Annotated in this window: 15 protein-coding genes; 11 read left to right on the top strand and 4 right to left on the bottom strand. The window is 47.7% G+C overall.

The window, feature by feature from the left end; translation table 11 throughout:
- Positions 1-13: 13 nt before the first annotated feature.
- Positions 14-757 (top strand): phage tail tube protein, encoded by a 744-nt coding sequence (locus tag ACOMHB_RS23145; protein WP_448218402.1) that lies wholly within the window; start codon positions 14-16, stop codon positions 755-757.
- Positions 758-813: 56 nt separating this feature from the next.
- Here the strand turns inward: ACOMHB_RS23145 and ACOMHB_RS23140 are convergent, their stop codons facing one another.
- The gene (locus tag ACOMHB_RS23140; protein ID WP_448218401.1) at positions 814-1,590 is read right to left on the bottom strand and encodes a nucleotidyltransferase domain-containing protein; all 777 of its coding nucleotides are present in this window, start codon (positions 1,588-1,590) and stop codon (positions 814-816) included.
- 116 nt (positions 1,591-1,706) lie between these two features.
- Here ACOMHB_RS23140 and ACOMHB_RS23135 point away from each other — a divergent pair, with 116 nt between their 5' ends.
- The 7 genes from ACOMHB_RS23135 to ACOMHB_RS23105 all read left to right on the top strand — a co-directional run bounded on the left by ACOMHB_RS23135 (position 1,707) and on the right by ACOMHB_RS23105 (position 12,526).
- The gene (locus ACOMHB_RS23135) at positions 1,707-4,694 is read left to right on the top strand and encodes a tape measure protein (RefSeq protein ID WP_448218400.1); all 2,988 of its coding nucleotides are present in this window, start codon (positions 1,707-1,709) and stop codon (positions 4,692-4,694) included.
- Entirely contained in the window at positions 4,694-5,083 is a 390-nt protein-coding gene (locus ACOMHB_RS23130; protein WP_448218399.1) for a hypothetical protein, read from the top strand. Before ACOMHB_RS23135 ends, ACOMHB_RS23130 begins: the two co-directional genes overlap by 1 nt.
- Before the next feature lie 55 nt (positions 5,084-5,138).
- Positions 5,139-5,618 (top strand): hypothetical protein, encoded by a 480-nt coding sequence (locus ACOMHB_RS23125; RefSeq protein ID WP_448218398.1) that lies wholly within the window; start codon positions 5,139-5,141, stop codon positions 5,616-5,618.
- An 81-nt stretch (positions 5,619-5,699) separates the two neighbouring features.
- Positions 5,700-9,248 carry a hypothetical protein gene (locus ACOMHB_RS23120; RefSeq protein ID WP_448218397.1) on the top strand — a complete coding sequence of 1,183 codons (3,549 nt, stop codon included), beginning with the start codon at positions 5,700-5,702 and terminating at the stop codon, positions 9,246-9,248.
- Positions 9,248-10,438: a hypothetical protein gene (locus ACOMHB_RS23115; RefSeq protein WP_448218396.1), complete on the top strand. Its 1,191-nt coding sequence runs from the start codon at positions 9,248-9,250 to the stop codon at positions 10,436-10,438. The genes ACOMHB_RS23120 and ACOMHB_RS23115 overlap by 1 nt, the downstream gene beginning before the upstream one ends.
- The gene (locus tag ACOMHB_RS23110; protein ID WP_448218395.1) at positions 10,439-12,280 is read left to right on the top strand and encodes a hypothetical protein; all 1,842 of its coding nucleotides are present in this window, start codon (positions 10,439-10,441) and stop codon (positions 12,278-12,280) included. It begins immediately after the preceding gene.
- A 12-nt stretch (positions 12,281-12,292) separates the two neighbouring features.
- Positions 12,293-12,526 carry a hypothetical protein gene (locus ACOMHB_RS23105; protein ID WP_448218394.1) on the top strand — a complete coding sequence of 78 codons (234 nt, stop codon included), beginning with the start codon at positions 12,293-12,295 and terminating at the stop codon, positions 12,524-12,526.
- Positions 12,527-12,562: 36 nt separating this feature from the next.
- On the opposite strand, the gene ACOMHB_RS23100 is transcribed toward ACOMHB_RS23105, so the two are convergent.
- Genes ACOMHB_RS23100 through ACOMHB_RS23090 form a run of 3 tightly spaced genes read right to left on the bottom strand, consistent with a single transcriptional unit; the run spans position 12,563 to position 15,714 of the window.
- Positions 12,563-13,420 (bottom strand): SIR2 family protein, encoded by an 858-nt coding sequence (locus ACOMHB_RS23100; RefSeq protein ID WP_448218393.1) that lies wholly within the window; start codon positions 13,418-13,420, stop codon positions 12,563-12,565.
- Positions 13,417-14,442, bottom strand: a complete 1,026-nt coding sequence (locus tag ACOMHB_RS23095) for a ParA family protein (RefSeq protein ID WP_448218392.1) — start codon at positions 14,440-14,442, stop codon at positions 13,417-13,419. The genes ACOMHB_RS23100 and ACOMHB_RS23095 overlap by 4 nt, the downstream gene beginning before the upstream one ends.
- Before the next feature lie 51 nt (positions 14,443-14,493).
- Entirely contained in the window at positions 14,494-15,714 is a 1,221-nt protein-coding gene (locus ACOMHB_RS23090; protein WP_448218391.1) for a DNA-methyltransferase, read from the bottom strand.
- Between the two features lie 129 nt (positions 15,715-15,843).
- On the opposite strand from ACOMHB_RS23090, the gene ACOMHB_RS23085 reads away from it, so the two are divergent.
- From ACOMHB_RS23085 to ACOMHB_RS23075, 3 genes are all read left to right on the top strand, one after another.
- A complete protein-coding gene (locus tag ACOMHB_RS23085; RefSeq protein WP_448218390.1) occupies positions 15,844-16,080 on the top strand; it encodes a helix-turn-helix domain-containing protein in 237 nt (78 codons plus the stop codon).
- Positions 16,081-16,096: 16 nt separating this feature from the next.
- On the top strand, positions 16,097-17,014 hold the full coding sequence (locus ACOMHB_RS23080) for a hypothetical protein (RefSeq protein ID WP_448218389.1): 918 nt from the start codon (positions 16,097-16,099) through the stop codon (positions 17,012-17,014).
- A gap of 385 nt (positions 17,015-17,399) precedes the next feature.
- Entirely contained in the window at positions 17,400-19,904 is a 2,505-nt protein-coding gene (locus ACOMHB_RS23075) for an ATP-binding protein (RefSeq protein ID WP_448218388.1), read from the top strand.
- The last annotated feature ends 2 nt before the right edge of the window (positions 19,905-19,906 follow it).

Below are 19,906 nucleotides of genomic sequence, written 5' to 3'. Positions count from 1 at the left end.
GAAGGAGAATTCTATGTCTACTATCGACCGCAGCTTTATCGGCGCAGGCAGTATCCATATTCAACCCTACGACAAATCCGCACCACTCTTGCCCATCGGCAATGTCAGTGAGTTTAACTTCAGCTTTGAAGAAGATCGTAAAGAGCTGAAAAACTATCTGGGCGGTGGTGGCAATCGCAATGTTATCAGCCGAGTGTCGGGTATTACTGCCAATCTGGTAGCTCATGATTTTACCGCCAGCAATATCTCCCTGGCACTACGAGGCAGTGTCACAGAGGCTGCGATCACCCCGGTGACTGATGAAGCGCAAGAAACCTATGGTGTGGCAGGTGAATTGATTCCTTTCCAGCGGTTACCTGATTTGAGTCAGGCTATCACGGTAAAAGACAGTCTGGATACCATACTGGTAGAAGGTGATGACTACCAACTGATGAAGTCTGGCATTCAGGTCATTGAAGGTGGAGGTATTGATGACCAGGGCATCAAGGTTAGTTACACCCCGCTCAAGGCTAATATGGTTCAAGCACTCGTAGAGTCCGGGCGGGAGTTTACCTTGTTTATGGAAGGATTGAATGATGCTCAGGAGGGCTTGCCCTTCAATATCCGGGTGCATCGGGTGAAGTTCTCTCCGGTACAGAATCTGGGTTTTATCTCGGATGACTTCGCCAGCATTCCCCTACAAGTCGATGTGCTGGCGGATACGGCGATTTCAGGGAATGGGCTGAGTTCTTTTATGCAGTTGGATTTGGCAGGATGATAATAGCCGATACCTATGGGCATCGTTTGCTAATAAGTTTGTTCTCGCAGTGAGGATTAGCTCAGACTTAGACGAAATAGTGAATTTAATGATTCCATATGTGATTTATCTATATCTGGAGAACCTTGATAGTTTTCTAAACGATTAAGCTCTGATTCAATGAAAGAATTTAATTCTGGAACAGCTGGTGCGTTCTCCTTTTCAAGACTTCTCTTTTTTCTTTCTAGAAGGTTAGAAATAGCTTTATCCAAGCTTGAACCTTCGGGAATCAGTGTTCGAAGCTTATTAAACTCGATTGGAGCTGGTTTTTCGTATTTTTCCAGCCACATAATAGACAGCAATGGGCGGAGAACATAAAAATACTTTTTGAGTGGAACTATTTCTTCTTTTAGGTAACCCCTATAGTTTGTTTTAGCCATGCTCCGATAGTGATAAATTCCTCTCTCTACAGAATAAATGTCATCAAGAAGCTTTCTTGCACCGTCCGCAAAAATTTTATCATCAAAATAAACGATAGGTGACTGTAACCATTCTACAAGCGCGGGGTTAGATTTCCAGTAAAGTTGTAAGGCTTTTCTGATATCCCAGCCATTAATATCAATTTCATCTACGATCTCGTATTCAATAACATCACGTTTAAACTCCAAGTCAACTGAGATATACCATTCTGTTGGATGTGCATAAATAAACCTTACGTCATAATCGCTATTTTGGGACTCAAAGCCCCAAGCCCGGCTACCGGATTCGACTGCATAAAGTACTCTTACATTATGTTCTTTTTCCGCGTCACTGATTCTTTTCAGGATTTCTTTCTTTATGTTTTCTTTGATCATAATTTAAGTCTGCTAGCAGAAGTTAGAAGTCAAATCAGAAATATCAGATAGTTCATACATACGCAGTATACCCTCGACATCATAAATTTTCTTTCATCATGCCCATGGAGGGGACTATGTCTTACATCAAGCAGTCAGCTCTGAGGCTGGTACTAAAAGCCAAAGACACCCTATCGAAAACCGTCCTCCGGTCTTCCACTTCTCTCGAGTCCTTCCGTAAAGAAGCCCAAACCCTCAAGCAAAAACTCTCTGAGTTGCAGAAACAGGATCGCCTGCTGTCGTCTTTCCAAAAGCAGGCGGCGGTGGTGCGTGGTGCTGGTATAGCCTACCGGGAAGCAGAAGCCAGAGTCGAGAAACTGGCCAGAGAGTTTCAGCAGACTGAGAAGCCTTCCCGATCCCTTCAGCGTTCCCTGGAGTCTGCCCGTAAATCGGTGGTGTCGGCCAGCCGGGCTTACCAGGCTCAGCGCCAGAAGTTATCTGAGCTGCGCGGCAGTTTGGTGCAGGCGGGTCTTTCGAATCGGAATCTGACTACCCAACAACAGCGTCTGCAAAAGGAACTCAAAGAAACCGCATCAGCTTTGCAGAAAGTGGGTGCCAAAGCTAAGACATCCTCCCGCACCTTTAAACGTTCCGGCATAAGGCAATTATCTCGAGATGCAGATCGGGCATCAGGCAGTATGGGGCGTTTGTCTCAACGATTGGGAGCTCTGCTGGCTGCCAGTGTCGGCTTGTATACCGTCAAACGGGCTATCCAGGGATTGCTGGGAACAGGTGATCAGTTTGAACGCTTGAGGGTGCAACTCAATGCTGTGATGGGCTCGGTGGCTGAGGGTGAACGAGCCATTCAGTGGATCAAGCAGTTTACCCGTGAAACCCCTTATCAGCTGGAGCAGGTGGCGGAGGCTTTTGTACGACTAAAGGCGTTCGGTCTTGATCCCATGGACGGTAGTATGCAGGCCATGGTGGATCAGGCTTCCAAGCTGGGCGGTGGCATGGAGCGTCTGAATGGGATTTCCCTGGCGGTTGGGCAGGCCTGGGCCAAGCAGAAGTTGCAGGGCGAAGAGATCCTGCAACTGGTAGAGCGGGGTGTTCCGGTTTGGGAGTTGCTGGAAAAAGCCACCGGTAAAAATGTTCAGGAACTGCAGAAGCTTTCCACAGCGGGCAAACTGGGTCGGGATACCATTGCCCTGCTGATCGAGGAAATTGGCAAGAGCTCTGCCGGGGCTGCCGCTGAGAATATGTCCCTGCTGTCCGGTTACGTCAGCAACCTGAAAGACAGCTGGCAGAACTTTCTGGATGAAGTGGCCCAGAGTGGCGCATTGTCTTATGCCAAGGAACAACTTAAAAGCCTTTCGGACCAGATCAGTATTATGTCTGAAGATGGTCGTCTGTCTCGACTGGCTCAGTCTATCAGTGATGCGTTTGTGCAGATGGGTGAGGCGATCAAGGCTAACTTTACTGGCCTTACGTTTGAAGGAGTGGTAGCCAGCATTCAGTCTGCCAGCCAGCGTATTGCTTCCACACTGGCCAGTCTCAACAATACCTTCACTCTGACGGGTAATGCTGTCCAGTTGTTGTTTAATGGTTTTACCCTGGCTGTTAAGTCTTTTGGACTGGTGTTCAGCGAAGTTATCTCATCCGTTTCCCGAGGGATGGGCAGTCTGTTGAATGCATTAGGCGCGACAGAGTCGGCCCAAAAACTCCAATCCTTTGGTGAATCACTGAAAGCAGTGTCGGCGGGTTTCAGGGAAGCAGTAAAAGAAGATGTGCAGGACATTAACAACAACTGGCAGTCGCTGGGTGAAGCGATTGTTCAATCCAGCCAAAGTACCCAGCAAGCCATCCGTAATGAAAGCCAAAAAACGACAGCATCTGTCGAACAAGATGTCGTCAAGCTTAACTCGGTCTACGTTGAATCCGGCCAGACCGCCAAGAAAGTCTTTACCGATGCCGCCGATGCCCTGAAGCAAATCAATGCCGCCGAAACCCGCACTGAGCTGGCTGATCTGGCCGTGAAACTGTCTCAAGCCTTCGCTGACGGTACCCTGACCCAGGAGCAATACAACGAAGCACTGGCAGCCAGCAGAGAGAAACTGGCCGAGCTGGAAGACGGTGCCCACTCAGCTGCAGATGCAGCCCGGTCATTGGGCGATGCCGCGAATAAGGCCGGTGATAAACAAGCACAAGGGGCAGAACGTGCATCCGGCACACTCAATGGTTTAGTGGGTTTTTACAACAACATCACCTCTGAGCTCTATGGTTTGAGTGCACAGGCAGAAGACACTTTCCTCAACATGCAAGGCGCTACTCAGATCGATACCACTGACACTCTGGGTGAGCTGGGACAGCTGAAAGCGACACTGGCTGAAACCAAAGAGGAAGTCCAGGCTCTGGCCACTGCCAATGTCGGACTGGATACCACCGGCATCGGACACTGGATGAAGGATACAGCCACCAACGCCGCTTCAGTAAGAGCTGAATTTTATGAGCAGAAGATCGCCCTGGAAGACCTGGTACAAAGCTATGAAAACGGCTCTGTCTCTGCCCAACAGATGGCCAGCGATGGTCAGAATCTGGCTGACAGTCTGAACCTACTCGACCAGCAAGACCTGGATCGTTTGAATCAATCCATCGAGCAAGCCAACGACAGTATGCAACGGCTGTCTGACAGCACCCAAGGCACACTGGATAGCCTTCAGGATGAACTGGACCGCCTCCAGGGTAGACAGGGCGATATCGAGCAACGCCGCTATGAAGCCCGAAAAAAAGATCTCGAACTGGAGCTGGCCATTGCCAAGCAAGACGGAGACGCTCAGGCGGTAAGTAATCTGCAGAAGGCGCTCTCGCTCAACCAATCAATCCGGGCCGAGAAGCAGCGCCAGTATGAGCTTCAGCAGCAAGAGAAAGTACAAAAGCAAAGGGAGCAGCTGACTCAACAGGAAAAATCACGCATTCAAAGCCCACGGCAGCTCAACCAAAGTAGAACACCAGAGAAAGTCATTCGTCTGGAATACCCGGGCGGCCAGGTGGATGTTGGCGTTAAGCCGGGTGATGAAAAACGACTGCTGGAAGCTCTGAAAAATGCCGGAATGAGGTCTGCCTGATGACACTGGATAGCATCATACTGCCCGACGATTTGTTATGGATCAATGAGTTCGACTGGAATCCGGTGGCGCAGAGTCAGGACCGCAGCCTGACCGGAGGCTTGCTGGTTCAGGAGCAGTCAAAACAATCGGGTAGACCCATAGAGTTATCGGGAGGTTTGGACGCCGGTTGGGTAGATCGTTCAACAGTCGTTGAACTGCAGTCTCTCAGTGAATTAGCCAATAAAAGCATGCTTCTGAAACTTCCTGATGGGCGTCAATTTACTGTCATTTTTGACCGAACTAACGGTAGCCCAATTGAAGCAAGGCAGGTTCTACCTTCTGCATATCCTGATGACCATCATTTTTATCAACTCTCTCTTCGATTATTGGTAGTTCAAGGCACATGAAATGGTTATCTCGACAACTATACTGTCAGGACTAGCAGAACAAGGAAGTCAGCTGATGGATATAAGGAAAACAGAGGGAAAGTCGGTTACATTTTCTGAACCCGAGAAGTCTGAAGCGCCTGAAAATGATGCTTCTTGGGAATCTCGAAAAGTTGAAAAAGCCTGCAAAAGAAAACCAGAAGAAACCAAACAAGAAGCTCCAGAGTCCAAAAAGAGTAACTTGCAGCCAACTGCAACATCTGTTTCAGATAAATCGTTGTTGGAAAGAGAACTGGAAGAAATCAACACTGCTTTAGCAGAGGCAAGGTTAAATCCTAATTCGGATGCAGACGAAGAAAGGGCTCGAAAGGATAAGGTTTGGTACACTTCAATTGTTAATCGGATGAAAGGTAAAGGGCTTTCTCTGGAATATTTATCCAATAAAAACTCTGAAGAAGTGATGGCATTTTTGCTTGAAAATAAAGTTATTACGCAGAGTACGTCCATGCGTATAAGAATGCAGGGAGTAGACTTGGAAGGGTCTCCGTACTGGTAATTGAATTCTTATTTAATCCTTCTCCAGCATAAAAACCACTCATTAGGGTGGTTTTTTTTCGTCTAAAGAAAAGGAATTTCTATGCCCATTAACAACGATGATGTGAAACTCTTTGAAAGCCAGCGTCTCAGTGACGAGGAGGATGGCGGTGGCCGGGCCACTGGCACTGTGGTGATCGACGGAAATGTGAATAACCTCTTTCAGGACATCTCCCGGATTGACCGCACCATCGGCGATGTCGCCCTGCGTAAAGCCTACATCGGCATCAGCACCGACAACAACGATGCTTATCTGGGCAGTCATATCATCCTCACCGACGCACCGGATGACGACAATGTCAGTGTGCTGCTGTTCAACACCGACAGCCAGACCGATGAGCGCAATGCTGCCCGGGACCGGATCGAAGCCTATGTGGTGCCGGGCACATCAGCCAGCTTTGAACTGCTGGGTGATCAGCTGGTAGGCCAGCGCAGCATTGTCGGCATTCAGCGAGAAGAAAAAGCCCTGCCGGAAATTGGTGAAGTTTATCGACTGTACAACGGTGACAGTAAAAAAGAGCAGTACGTCCGCATCACCAAAGTAGAGCACCGCATCGAAACCTTCACCTATGCCTACAGCGAAGGTAGCTATGTCGACTTTGAACGTCGGCGGCTGGATATGGAAATCAGTATGGCCCTGATTGATCGCTTTGCCGGTGGCACTGTGACACCTGCAGGGACCGTCATGCCAGTGGATGGACAAGGAGCCAGTGAAGCGAAGACCTCAGTGCAATCAACACAGATTGCAGACACCTCTCGCTACTACGGCATCCAGCCAACCAAAGCAGCCATTAACCAGGGCGATCTGACCCTGAAGGTCAACAGTGTTTATTCACCTCTGGTGCCCAGCGCCCGGGTTGAAAGTCCGGTGGTCGATCAATACGGGGGCTACACCGCCAAAAGGATGGTGGCCACCTCTGCCGCACAACGCAATGTCAGCCTTTCTTTTGTGCATCTTTCCGGCAACCAGAGCAGGGCCTTTCTGCAGACGGGAGCCTTGCCAGGAACCGTGACTCTGTCGTTAGAAGGTGGCACCTTCGAAGACGACAAAACTGGCCAGCTGGTACACAAAAGCGGGTCCAATAACTACAGCAACCTGACCATTGACTATGACAGTGGTGAGCTTAACGTCTGGCGAAACAGCAGTTACTATACCAGTACGGCTACTGCCCTATACCAGCCTGCCACTGGCATCACCGGAGCCGCCATCAGTGGCACCCTGGACATCACCTCCCAGAACCGTGGCTTTAACTATACCTTCAACTTTGCCGGGGCCAAGCCCAAGCCTGGCACCCTGATGGTGAGCTATATCTCTCTGGGCAAGTGGCAAGACCTGAGCGATCCGGGCAATGGTCTGCTGGCTGGTTCAGGCTCAGGCACTATGGACTTTAGCACTGGCAGCGTGGCCGTGACTCTGGATGGTTTGCCCGATCCCGACAGCAAGCTGGTGTTCAGTTATATCGCCCAGGCGGATGACGAAATCACTCTGCGAACTGGCTCAGTGGCAGTGGATAAGTTTTCGTTTCGGCACACCACTGCGAAGCCAGGTATCAAGCCGGGCAGTGTCGTCATCACCTATCTGGCCAGTGAGCAAACCAAGACCCTGACCGATCAGGGTAACGGCCTGTTGACGGGCGATGGATCAGGCAGTATCTACTACGCCTCGGGTGAGCTGGGCTTTGTGTTGAATGCTTTGCCAGACCAGGGCACCGAGATCGAGATTCAGTACGAAGAAGGCGAAGTGGCTGGCGGTATTGTGGATGTGGCAGTGGATGGTTCCGGTTTAATAACAGGCACCATTTCCGGTGCACCGCTCTTGCCGGGTTCCGTTCAGGTTCAGTTTTCGGTGGATCGACAAAGCAATGTGCCACAGCATGCCAGCAGTCGCAGCAGTGACTACACCACCTATCAGACCACGTCTCAGCGATTTAAAAGTTACACAGACGATGGCAGCAGTAACTGGCGTGATATTGCCGGTACGATTGATTACCAGACCGGTGACTTCACTCTTCAGGCGATAGAGAACTACAGCTACCCAGAATACACACTCAGAAAAGAAGTCTACAAATACCGACTGAGTTACACCAACACCACCAAGACCGAAGTTTTCTCAGGCAGCACAGTTACCAGCAAGGCCCAGAGCAACAGCCTCAGCCATCAGGCGAATACCGATACCCTGAGTACGCCAGAGCTGACCATTGACCTGCTGCCTCTGATTGAAGACCCACTACTGCCCGGCAGCGTCATTCTGGAATGGAACGGTGAGCTCTACTTTGATCGTGACGGTGTGCTCTACAAAAACGTCAGCAGTCAGACTAATGCAGGATCATCTGTGGGAACCATAGATTACACCGGAGGCGTGGCGACACTGGCCGTCTATCCCTCTGGCACCGTCAACACAGCAACAGTGCAAGCAGCTGCCACCATCTCCGGTGGCTTTAAAGTCGATGCAGTGGCTTTCAGGACACCAGGTGCACCCATCCGGACCGGAAGCCTGCAGCTCACTGCAGTGCGTGTGGATAATGCCGAGATCATTACCGCCAGCGCCGACTTTAACGGCGACATCGTCACCTCAGAGGTTCAGGGCTCCATGGATGCCACCACCGGCTGGTGTGAGCTGACCTTCACCGATGGCACCGATCCTATCTATGTCATTCCACAGAGTGTGCGCTACAACTGCATTGTGGAAACCAGCCTGCCATTGGATGCCGAGCTGATCGGTCTGGACCCGGTAAGGCTGCCACCCGATGGCCAAGTACCGATTTATCGGCCGGGGGATATTGTGGTCATCAGCCACACCCAGAATACCGATGCAGGCACACCCATAGCGGGCCAACTGGTCACCCTGAACCGTGATCATCAGGCAGAGATCACTGTGGAGGACAGCCAGGGCCAAACCCTCGATCCAGCCCAATACACGACGGATCGTGAAGCAGGCACCGTGACCTTTGCCGACCCACTGCTGCTTCAGAATGCAGAGAGCAACAGTCTGACAGCGCCGTTTACCATCAAGGATCGGGTCGAGCATATGAGCGTGGCCAGCGACGTGCAGATAAATGGCGAGATCACCATCATCGCTCCGGTGCCCTGGAACTTACCAGCCAATGAAACCCAAGTCAGCAGTGCTGTGGTTTATGGTGACCTGCAGGCCAGGGTTCACAACTTCTTCAGTCAGAAAGTCTGGGACGGTGGCGATCCCAACTGGACCGATGAGCGCATCGGCGATAATACCACTGCCCAGTACAACACCATTAACTATCCATTGGTGGTGACCAACAAAGGAGCCATCTTCGGAAAGTGGGCCATTATTTTCACGTCCGGCTCCGCCTTCCAGATTGTGGAAGAGAAGCTCGGGATTATTGATACGGCCACTACTGCCGCTGATGCCGCACCGATTAACCCGGAAACTGGTACACCCTACTTCACCATCAAAGCTGAGGGTTGGGGTACCGGATGGGCTGTGGGCAATGTTATTCGTTTTGATACAGACGGTTGTCTGGCTCCGGTGTGGATTTGTCGAACTGTGCTGGCCGGACAGGGCACCGAAACCAGTGATCAGTTCACACTGCAGATTCGGGGGGATGCTGACTGATGGCAGGGATATGGTTCGCTAAAGAGAACACTCTGGGTCGGCTGGAAGGTCCTGTTACAGACAAGAATGCAGGTATTTATTTTGGCTCAAACAGGAGGCTTTATTTCTACGCTTTGATTTATATAGACAGCAGCAATGCTGACAAGAACATCCCGTTGCTGACCGCCTTGTCTGATTCCAACAATAGCCCGTCCCGCTATAAGACCCGAATCTACTGTGAGAATAGCCAGATCAAAGTGTACGGCACCCGAGACAGTACATTAGTGCTGAGAGGATACTGCGATAACGTCATCCCAATGGACGAACTGGTTGAAATAGTGGTTCAGGGAGATTCAGGTGGTGGTAGTAATGCAGTTAATATTTACTATAACGGTGTCGCCCAAAGCGTATCTTCCAAATTCGGGAGGTACAGCATTTTTGACCGATATACCCAGGTCATTCTGGGCGGAGATACGACAGCGACCGGGAATGCAAAGGGAGTGCTGATCTCAAAATTGGTCATCACTGATGACTGGGATAGTCCACCTGTCGCACCACCACTAATCCCTAATAGTACGGGGGTAGTTTGGACTTCTGACTTTGAAGATGTCAATGCACCACTGAAGATTAAGGGCCAGTCAAACAGTCAGGAATACGAACTAGTCTGGACTAACACCGACGCCACCAACGTCGTTTGGACCGACACAAACGCTCCACCTTCTTCAGGCAGAGCCGGTGGCATCATCATCCCTGGCAATGGCAACACCACCCGCATCCAGGGCACCGTTATGGAAGACGATTTGCCAGTAGCTCGCCAGGTCTTTGCCATCACTCAGGCACAACTGGCAGTCGATGGCAGCCAGGAAACAAAACATGCCGTTTTGAACAGTGTGCTCAGCGACAGCATCAGCGGCAGCTACTCACTGGACACCAGCCCCTATGAAGGAGCCGTGATTGTGGTGGCCACGGATAACTATGGCGAAGTTTGGCAAGGCGATGCGGTCTACGAGGTAGGCGACGTTATCCGCCCGGCCGACTTCCAGGGTTATGTTTACCTCTGCACAGTGTCCGGTATAGGTGACAGCACCGAACCCACCTGGTGGTTTGATGACAGTGTTCAGGCCATTGGCACCGCTCAGTTCAAAGCGAAGCCCTACACTCGCCCCCTGGCTCATGGCCCGGTGACACCCGAGATCGTACCGGAGAGTTAAGTGGCCTACTTTCCTGAGAAGACTCAAGACTTCAGCTTTACCCGGGAGGCTTATCAACCCGCCTCCCTTTTTGAGTTTTATCCGCAGCCAACCTATGCCTTTATTCCACCGCCCACTGTCGTCAGTGTCTGTCAGAGCCAGTGGCAGACAGGTAACGCCTGCCAGATATCTGCCCGGGGACCGTTCCAGCACTCAATGACGATTCAGGCCAGTGTTCAGCAAAGTAGTCATCAGGCCAACACTCTGGAAACCTCACAGTTAGGACTGTTCTGGGGCAAGGTGCCTGAATTGGAGGAAGCAGTCAGAATTGGTCACCAGCAAGTCTGTGATCACCAGAGTCAGCAACAGGTTCTCTGGCAACAACCGCCTGCCAACGATCTAAGCATCCATGAGTCCAGGGATCAGAGTATTCAGGCAAGAGAGCAGCAAAGCTCTGAACAGTGGCAGGAAGGTAAGCAGAGAGATCGGCAGAACACTGAGCGCTTTGATCGCAGTGACGAGTACGGACCAGCGCATCAGATCACGATCAGTGGCTACCAGATACCAGCACCCGCACTGCTGAACTTCAACTTTCAGTCTCGACGCTACTCACCAGTGACCACCCCAGCGGTGTATTTCAATTTGGGTGAGAGTGCTCCGAATCAAGCCATCCAACCAAGAGACTCTCTGCAGCAGTCAGCCTTCAGCAGTAACCGCACTCAGGATGAACCCGTCATCATCCCATGGGGACCCGGCAGAAAAGCCAAAGATGACACAGTCGACAGTGACTATGGCGGCGAGATCGATGTCATCGAAAAGCCAAAACCCGAAAAACCAGAACTCAGAGAGACTTATCTGCTTATGAACACCATCAGTGTGGTGACACTGCCCGACAGGACACCGATCGAGATGAGCAACATGGACATCAGCCTCGACATTGATAGCTTCAGCTGGGCACTCAGTGGTGAGCTTTGGGGGGCCAGCAGCCTGGCATTAGTAGAACCCGATCAGGATGGCCCCAAACAGATCGAGGTCGACATCAATGGCTGGAAGTGGGTCTTCATTGTGGAGCGCTACACCGGCTCAAGAGCGTTCGGTCAAGAAAAATACTCGATATACGGAACCAGTCGTACACAGCTGCTGGCAGCACCCTACGCACCCCAGCGCAGCAAGTCCAACAGCAGCAACCTCAATGCCAAACAGGCGATCACTGAAGAGCTCGCCAACACCGGCTTCTCTGCACTTTATCCGGAACTGGATGATTACAGCACACCCGACTGGATCATCCCCGGTGGCAGCTTCAGCTACCAGAGCGAAACCGCCATGACCGTCATCGCTAGACTGGCCAGCACAGCAGGTGCCGTGATCATTCCTTCCAGGGATGCTGACCAGCTGAACATCAAACCCCGTTATCCGGCCAGCCCCTGGAGCTGGAACACTGCCACCATGGACAAGATCGTACCGGCCAGCATGGTCATTAACCTCAGCGCCAGCTGGCGGCCAGAGCCGGAATACAATGCCGTCTATGTATCGGGCACCCACACTGGTGTCGCAGTCAACGTTAAACGCCAGGGCACTGCAGGTGACAACCCGGCACCAGACATTCTGGAAGACTGGCTGACAGAAACTCAGGTAAACACCGAGCGCGGTAGGAACGAGCTGGCCAAAGGAGGACATCAAAGTATTATCACGTTGGAGATCCCGCTCACAGACAGCAATAACGCTCCCGGGCTGATTGAACCAGGACAGTTGGTTGAGGTGCAGGATGTCCCTGGTAAGTGGAGAGCTCTATGCCTGTCTTCCAGCATCACTACAAGTCCGAGAAGAGTCAGTCAAAGCATCGAACTCGAACGCCACTTTTAACCGGAGAAGCATATGGCTACTACCAACATCTGGCAGCAGTTCAAATTACTGATCCCGGGAGGAAGCAAAGTCATAGCTACCATCGCTGCGAACCATGGCAATGGTTCCAGCAGTGCGGCCTTAAGAGACGGAACTATAATAACAGTCAAGGGGGAGCCCTCGAATCCCGGTCAAAAAGTCATTATCAGAAACGGTGAGATTGTTGGCATTGCCGGGGATCTCCCTTTTTACGAAGCGTCTGTTTGACAAAGCTTGATTTAGTTCTCCGATAAAAACTAAAGCTTATGTCCCAAGTGTTATTGATCTCACTGCCTCAACTTCGGTAAATAGTTCATCAAGATCATCTATCAAGTTGGTATGTTCAGGCCCATACTCTAGTGCTCTGATGTTGTATGTTTCTTGCCAATCGCGGATAGCAAATTTACTGTGGCTGTTGGCTTTAATAAGGGCATAGTGAGGAAAGGTACTGGATGATGTGATTTTAACATCTTCAAGCATCAGTAAGATGTCAGGGTCGTCCATGCCACAACCTATAAATATGCAGGTTTTAGTGAGCAGTATGGCCTTTAGGATTTCGTAAAAATGGGGGTAATCAGCTTTGGCTTTATGATACTGCGACTTCGTGAAAATCATTTTTTGGAAATCATTGATTGTACCGTGAGCCTTGATAATAACTCTCTGGTCTGATCTGAGATGGTCGCCTAGGTTACCTGTGTCGTATGTGACTACTTTGTAGCCTTCTTGTGAGGTTGACTCACAGTAATTTTCATAGATTTTGTCAAAGTTTGTTGTGATGACAATATTGGAATCAAGCTTCATGATGATTTCATGCAGCTTGCTTGGTGTGTAACCTGGATTATTAAAGTTCTCATTCAATAGCGCATGATAATCAGATGGATCTGATTCGTCAGAGATAGCTTGAAGGGCGAGCAGGTAGTTCCTGTTTTTTATCAGTTCGGAGACTTCTCTCTTTGCTCTGTCACCCTTTATGAGGCTTGAGGCCTCTGAGAGAAAAGCGCTCCAGCTCTTCGGGTTGTTGTCTTGATTATCTGTAGATGAAGATGAAACCCCTGCTCCCAAAAAAAGGGCGACCCTTCGATGGGCAATTTCACGTATGAGGTTCTTAGGCCAATGGATCAATGGTCCTCTCCTACGTTTCTAAGCAGCTTATTGGAAAGGGTCTCCATAAGGTCTGCATACGACTGAACCTGGGCATATTGGCTGCCAACCACACCATCAGAGCTTTTTAATGAGTGAATAGGAGATTTTGCTGCTTGAGCCATAGGGACAAGGCTGTACAAGTAGGGTATGTGCCCGAGTTCGTAAGATTTATTGCTTCGATCTGAGGCTATAAACGCCATGCTTTTTTTAACAATATCGGGAATTTCGGACATGATTTTGTCATATGACTTTACAGGGCGAGGGCCATTCTTAAACTTTCTGGTGACGTACTGTTGAACTGAGTACCCCGCAAATCGAAATTTGGCATCGGTGTCATCAATGATTGAAAACTTTTCGAATATTTTAGGTTTGTGGCTTTTGGTTTCACTTATCGAGCTATCATACTCATGCTTCCAGGCTTTAATCCAGCTTGCGATGTTTTTCACACCTAACAGGCTGAAAATGTCACAGCCAAAAGGGGTGATGACATAGTCACATGCCAGTATGACGGATCTATTCAATGCCCCTAAGGAAGGACCAACATCGAATACAATAAGGTCATATTCTCTTTCGAAGCGTTGTATCAGCTGATGACACCAGTTTGTAATACGATAACCCCGTGTTTCCCGAGCACGGAGCTCAGACCAGGCGTCACTGAGTCTGTCTTCAATGATCGACATCTTGGGGTGACCTGGAATAAGATCAGTTTTAAAATTGTTTTTTGTTCCGAGAAAGGGCTTAATGTTAAGGTTTATTGCTGGTTCACCATCTTCTAGTGGTGATAAGCAGGTGTAGAGTGTGCTCTGATTAGAATTTTTACCCAGGTAGATGCTTTCGGAAATGTCATCATCAAGAATGGCCTGAGTGGCATTGCACTGAGGGTCAGCATCAACGAGAAGCACTCGCTTTGATTTTGAGATATTGAGGTACGAGACCAGATTGCATGCCAAGGTGGTTTTTCCCACACCCCCTTTATTATTGAAGAAAACGATTGATTTCATCTCTCATCCTTTGAAAAGTAGACTCACGCAGACAGAAGTATCGAGAGTATATCAGAGCTCAAGAGAGGCCTGTTTGTCTTTCGCTTTTCTCACGCTTTCGCATGTCCAGAGGCCTTTAGCTTCCCGTTGGCGCTTGATGGGCTCAGGGAAAAGGGCGTTTAAGTTTTCTCGATACCCTTCAAGAATCTCCCGCTCCCGCTTAATATGATTAAAGCGGTTAATGACATCGTCAGATGGTCCTAATTCAATACCCATCCAACGACGCTTTTTGAGCTCAGCTGCCATCAGCGTGGTGCCGCTACCCGCGAATGGATCCACAACGAGATCACCTTCATCGGTGGTCATCTCAATAATACGGTCAAGTAGCTTGAGGGATAGCTCATTAGCTCCAGCCCTTCGTTTGTACTTGGTATGGCGTACTGGGGGGATGTCCAACCAGACGTCTGAAATATTGATGCCCAAGGGGTTCATTTTGTCCTTGTAGCCGCCATAGTCCTTCAAGTCACCATGACACTTGGGACAGGTTTGCATGGGAAGCCTGTCAGCATGAAAGGCATTGGGCTTGTCACCTTTTATGTAGTAGACCAAGGAGTAGTGTGAAGGATAAAGCCTTTTCTGGATGGGCAGAGTGTACTTGATGTCAACGGCTATCCAGTGCCTGAACGTCATTCTGCCATCGAGAAAATCACCAAGGGCTGTATTCCACCGGGGCAGATTCCAAATAAGAAGAGCACCACCCGGTTTCAGTATGCGGATGCATTCTTCGATCCACTTTTGGCACCAGTCCAGGTACGTTTCTGTTTTGACGTTGTCATCCATGCCTGATGGATAGAGCTTGTTCAGGTTGAAGGGAGGGTCCGCGAAAACAAGGTCGGCGCAGTCACTTTCGTAATCTGCTAGAACTGATAGACAGTCTCCCTGGTAAAGCGTCCCCAAATTCGTTTCGAGCGTTTTTTCATAGGGGAGAGTTTTCAGCTGTCTGTTACTGTCGTGATTATCCTTAATAAGGCTGCAGATGCCGCTTGCATGCTCTTGCAGAGCTGCAATAGTTTCTCTGTCCAAACGCCCCATCTTAAGCATCAGCTCAAGCTTGTCTATGCCTGTCGTGTGGAGAATATTATCGAGGTCGCTACCTGAGGGCAGAATATTATGATCATTGTAATACTTGAGGCGGCTGACAGGGATATGCGCTCTTTTGGCGAGGGCCTTGATCTCTGTTTGTAAGTGGCTGCTCACCCCTAAAGCGTTAAAAAATTGATTAGAGTATCCCATGACCCGGCTCGTTAAATATTTTTCCAAGGGTAACACAAAAATAAAGAGTCCTGAAGACTATAGTCCGTCGTACTTTAGTCGTCACAACACCATTATTACAATGCTTATAAATAGTTGGGGTTGTACGGTTTGGGTGTTGAAGATGCATTCGCAGATGCTTTGCGGGAGTCGCGTAAAGCAGCAGGATTATCACAGGAAAAACTGGCTGAGAAAGCAAGTGTAGACCGTACCTATATATCGCTATTGGAACGTGGCCTGCGCCAACCCACCCTGAGCACTCTCATACACCTCGCTGACGCGCTGGACCTCACCCCTTCCCTGCTACTCGATCGAACGCTTCACTATCTGAAAAATGAAAGTCCATAAAAGAAATAATCTCCCATTGGCCGACGCGAAAGCTGAAAGAGCTGTATCTACTATAGTCACATCGGCTCTCACAGGAATTGTGACGCAGGGAGATCAATTCATCATCAATGATTCTCCCTGGTATTATCGCAAGCGCAAAGGTGGGGTGTCACCCTGTGTGGTGAATTCCGCTTCCTTCATTTCCAAGGCCTTTCAGAGCAATCTGGCCTTGCATGCAGGGTGGCAGGGTGAAACGTGTATTGATGGGCAGGACATTGATGGGTTTGGGGTGTTGCCAGGGGAAGGTCTGGGATATCACCTGGAGAAAAGCGACGTAGTCCCTTTTTTGGAGGCTTACATTAGGCTCAGCCAGCTTCCTGAATATGAGCTATCGAGGCTTTTCCCGCTGTACTATGGCATGTTTGTACAAAGACAATGTTTCTCTTTGGATTCGATTGATACAAATCTGCACGACTTTTTTCATAAGACTGCTTTTTCGGGAGAGATCAAAGTGGGTGTTGAGTTTGAGACTGGGAATACAGCCAGTGCCTATCGAGCCTTTAACAAACTCAACAACTTGTTTCGAAAAGGGGAGATCGATGCGGGTGTTTTTGTTACTTCAATAGATAAGGACTCCTGTTCTTCTCGAATCTGGCCGTCGTCTAACAGAAATGGAAGTTTTCAGGAACTTGAACGACGCAAGTATCAGGATAACATTAATTTGCCAATGCTTGAGTTGGCTTTTTCACCGGATGATTTTTCTAGAAAGGTTGAGTATCTGAGTGAGTCTGGAGGGCTGTATTGTCCAATAAAAACTGAACAGGTTATCGAGGAAGCGCTCAACAAGCAAAGAAAACAGTTTGAGGTGTATCGAGGTGAGAATGGGGAGGAGTTGCTGAAGTTAATAGCAGATGAGATTGGCCCTTGTGGAGAGGATAGGCCGAAGGAACATTGAGGTGGCTACTACTAACCTGTCACCGTGGGCTCTGGGAGAGTTAGTATTAACCCAGACTCTCAACTAGATAGTAGGCGACTTCGGGCTATTGTGAGGAGTCAAACCTTAGTTTTTGAGAAATGGTGCAAAGAGCGGTAGCGTGTATAAATTTTCATTGAATTCAAAAAATAATGACTGTTTCGATGAATGCATGTTTTTCGTCTACTTTTCATTCATTAACTTTTAATATTTCTTTGAAGAAAAGAAGGAGTCTATATGCGGCTTATTCAATTTAAATACACTTACTAATATTGTCCAAGTAGACAATATTAGTAAGAATTAATAATGAAGTTTTCAATTAGGTTTCAGTTACTTAGATTTTAAATCGTAAGAAAAGGTGAGTAGGATGTACGAAGCTGCGGATGTAGAATTACTTGTTGTTAAAGATACTGCATTGGGCTCCCCTGATAAAGGGACTGTAAAAATAGTATTTACAAGAAATAGACATGATGGGGTCGTCAGTCTACCAGACTTAGAAGAGTTTCCTAGGCGAGGAGTATGGATAAGTAAAGGGTATGAGAATATCGAGCAAAAATTTAAAGAAGGTGAACTTTTCTTATTAGAAGGGTTTAGTTTGCTCGAAGATAGGAGTCTTGAAGGATTATCTCATGGGCACCACTCTCATTGGTCTACAGGGCGTGAAGCAAAGCCTCTTGAAACAAATCAAATGATTCCAGTTATCAATTCTAGTCTCCCTGAAAGAAGTACAGGGCTTTGGGATTATTTAGGTACCCCTCCACAAGGTGCGTTTTTTATATTGAGTGAGAATAATGTTTATGGGCCTTTCACTGCTGATGTTGTTGATGATCAAGTAACTGTGGCTCCCTCTTCACAAGTTGCGCTTAAACTGCATACGCATCATATTGCCAGAATTAATCTTGATGAGCTAATAAATAAAGGTATTTTTTTAAAGCCTGGATTTTCATCAGATCCCCAAATTACAGCAGGTTATCTATTATCAATAAAAATGTTATCACAGAAGCTAAGTGAGTCGATTAGTCAGATAGATTACATAACGGATACGCAATTAATAACATTTTTTTCAAAGAATAAATTTGGGAAAAGTAGTCCTAGTATTAGCCGAAAAGCAGCAGAAACATTAAAAAAGACAATAGCTGAAGTTTTAAGGAGAGAAAAGCAGGCTAAAAATAGTGAAAGGATCAATAGGCTCAAAAAACTATTAGATCAGTATCTAGGAGCAAGTGAAGCCGGTGAAGAAATTGTCGACAACTACTTAAGGGGGGCTGAGGGAAAGGAATTTCTCACAAGTTATATCAAAAAAAATCCTAGTATGGCAAACAATTATCTTCCAGAGTTGAGTGCAAAAAAAGAAGCTTTGGAGATGGAAATCAGAGATTTATCTTCAAAAAAAATGAAGAAGGAGCAGGAGGCGGAACTATTTATTGCTGAAGCCAAACAAAAGGCTGAAGAGGAGATAAAACGTATCAAGGATAAGTCTGATGATGATTTAAAAAGAGAAAGAAAGAAGCGTATGGCAAACCTAGAAAAGGATATCCAAGATAAACATAAAAAATTAGAAGATTTGTCGGCTAAACACGATAAAATGCTTGGTGATATTGATCTTCTTGATAAAGCTCACACGCTTAAAGATGAAGTGAAGTTTCTGACGCGAAGAGAAAGTGAGTTAAGAGATACGGTAAAAGCCCAAGAGGCAAAATTAAAGAGTCCTGATTTACCAAAAGAAATGACTGAAATAAAAACTATACTAGATCTTTTACAAGGGCATTCATACAATAGAAAAAATAATAAAGTAAATTATTTAACGGTAAAAATGGCAAGTGAGTTCCCAAGTGAAGGAGGTGATTTAATACAGGCTTTTGTAGAAAAATTTGATGAGCGAGGTCGAGAGTTTTCCTATGAAGAAATGGCAAATATTATAATTACTATACAACAATCTTTTCTTACTGTATTTAAAGGTTTGCCTGGTGCTGGTAAAACATCTACAGCAATCAGGTTGGCGAAAGCTCATGGATTGTTAGAGATTGAAAATGACACATCTAATTTCTTGAATGTTCCTGTTGGTAGAGGATGGGTATCGGGTAGGGACTTTATCGGTTTTTACAACAGCTTGAAGGGAGTTTATCAACCATCTAAAACAGGGGTTTACCAATTTTTACAACATAGTAAAGAAAAAGGAGCCCAAAATTCCCTAAGAATGATTCTTCTTGACGAAGCTAATCTTAGCCCTATTGAGCACTATTGGTCAGACTTTTTAGCTATGTGTGATGGTGAAGGGCGCAATCGACTTATTGATACAGGAATGCAGGGCGAAGACCGGTATCTAACTCCCGGTAACAATCTTAGATTTGTAGCAACAATCAATAATGATCATACTACAGAAACTCTTTCACCTAGATTATGTGACCGTGTGCCAGTGATCTCAATGGATATTCCACTTCTTTCATCACAAACTGAAGGTAATTCTTTTTCTTTAAATGGGGCTGTTCCATTTGTGCAACTTGAGACCTTCTTTGGTGTGCCAAATGAGTTGCTAGAGGATGAACCTCTTATGCTAACTAGCTTTTATGACATATTAGAGGAAAAAGACAAAAACTTCGGTAATCCAATTACCGTTAGTAAGCGAAAAAGAAATGCAATGTTCGCTTATTACGAGGTTGCTTGCAAATATATCGATAGAAAATATGCAGCTGATTTTGCAATCTCTCAGCATGCTCTGCCTATGATAAATGGTTATGGAAAGCAGTTTAAGGATCGCTTGGAAAAATTGAGAGACCATGCAGCGCAAAACAACCTCTCCAGAACATCGGAGCTTTTAGAGGGCATTTTGATAGAAGGTGATGACTATGTTGGAAGTTATAACTTCTTCTAGGG

The sequence above is a fragment of the Endozoicomonas sp. 2B-B genome, from assembly GCF_053470045.1.
The sequence above is the reverse complement of the archived record's forward strand: the minus strand, read 5'-3'. Positions and strand labels throughout refer to the sequence as shown.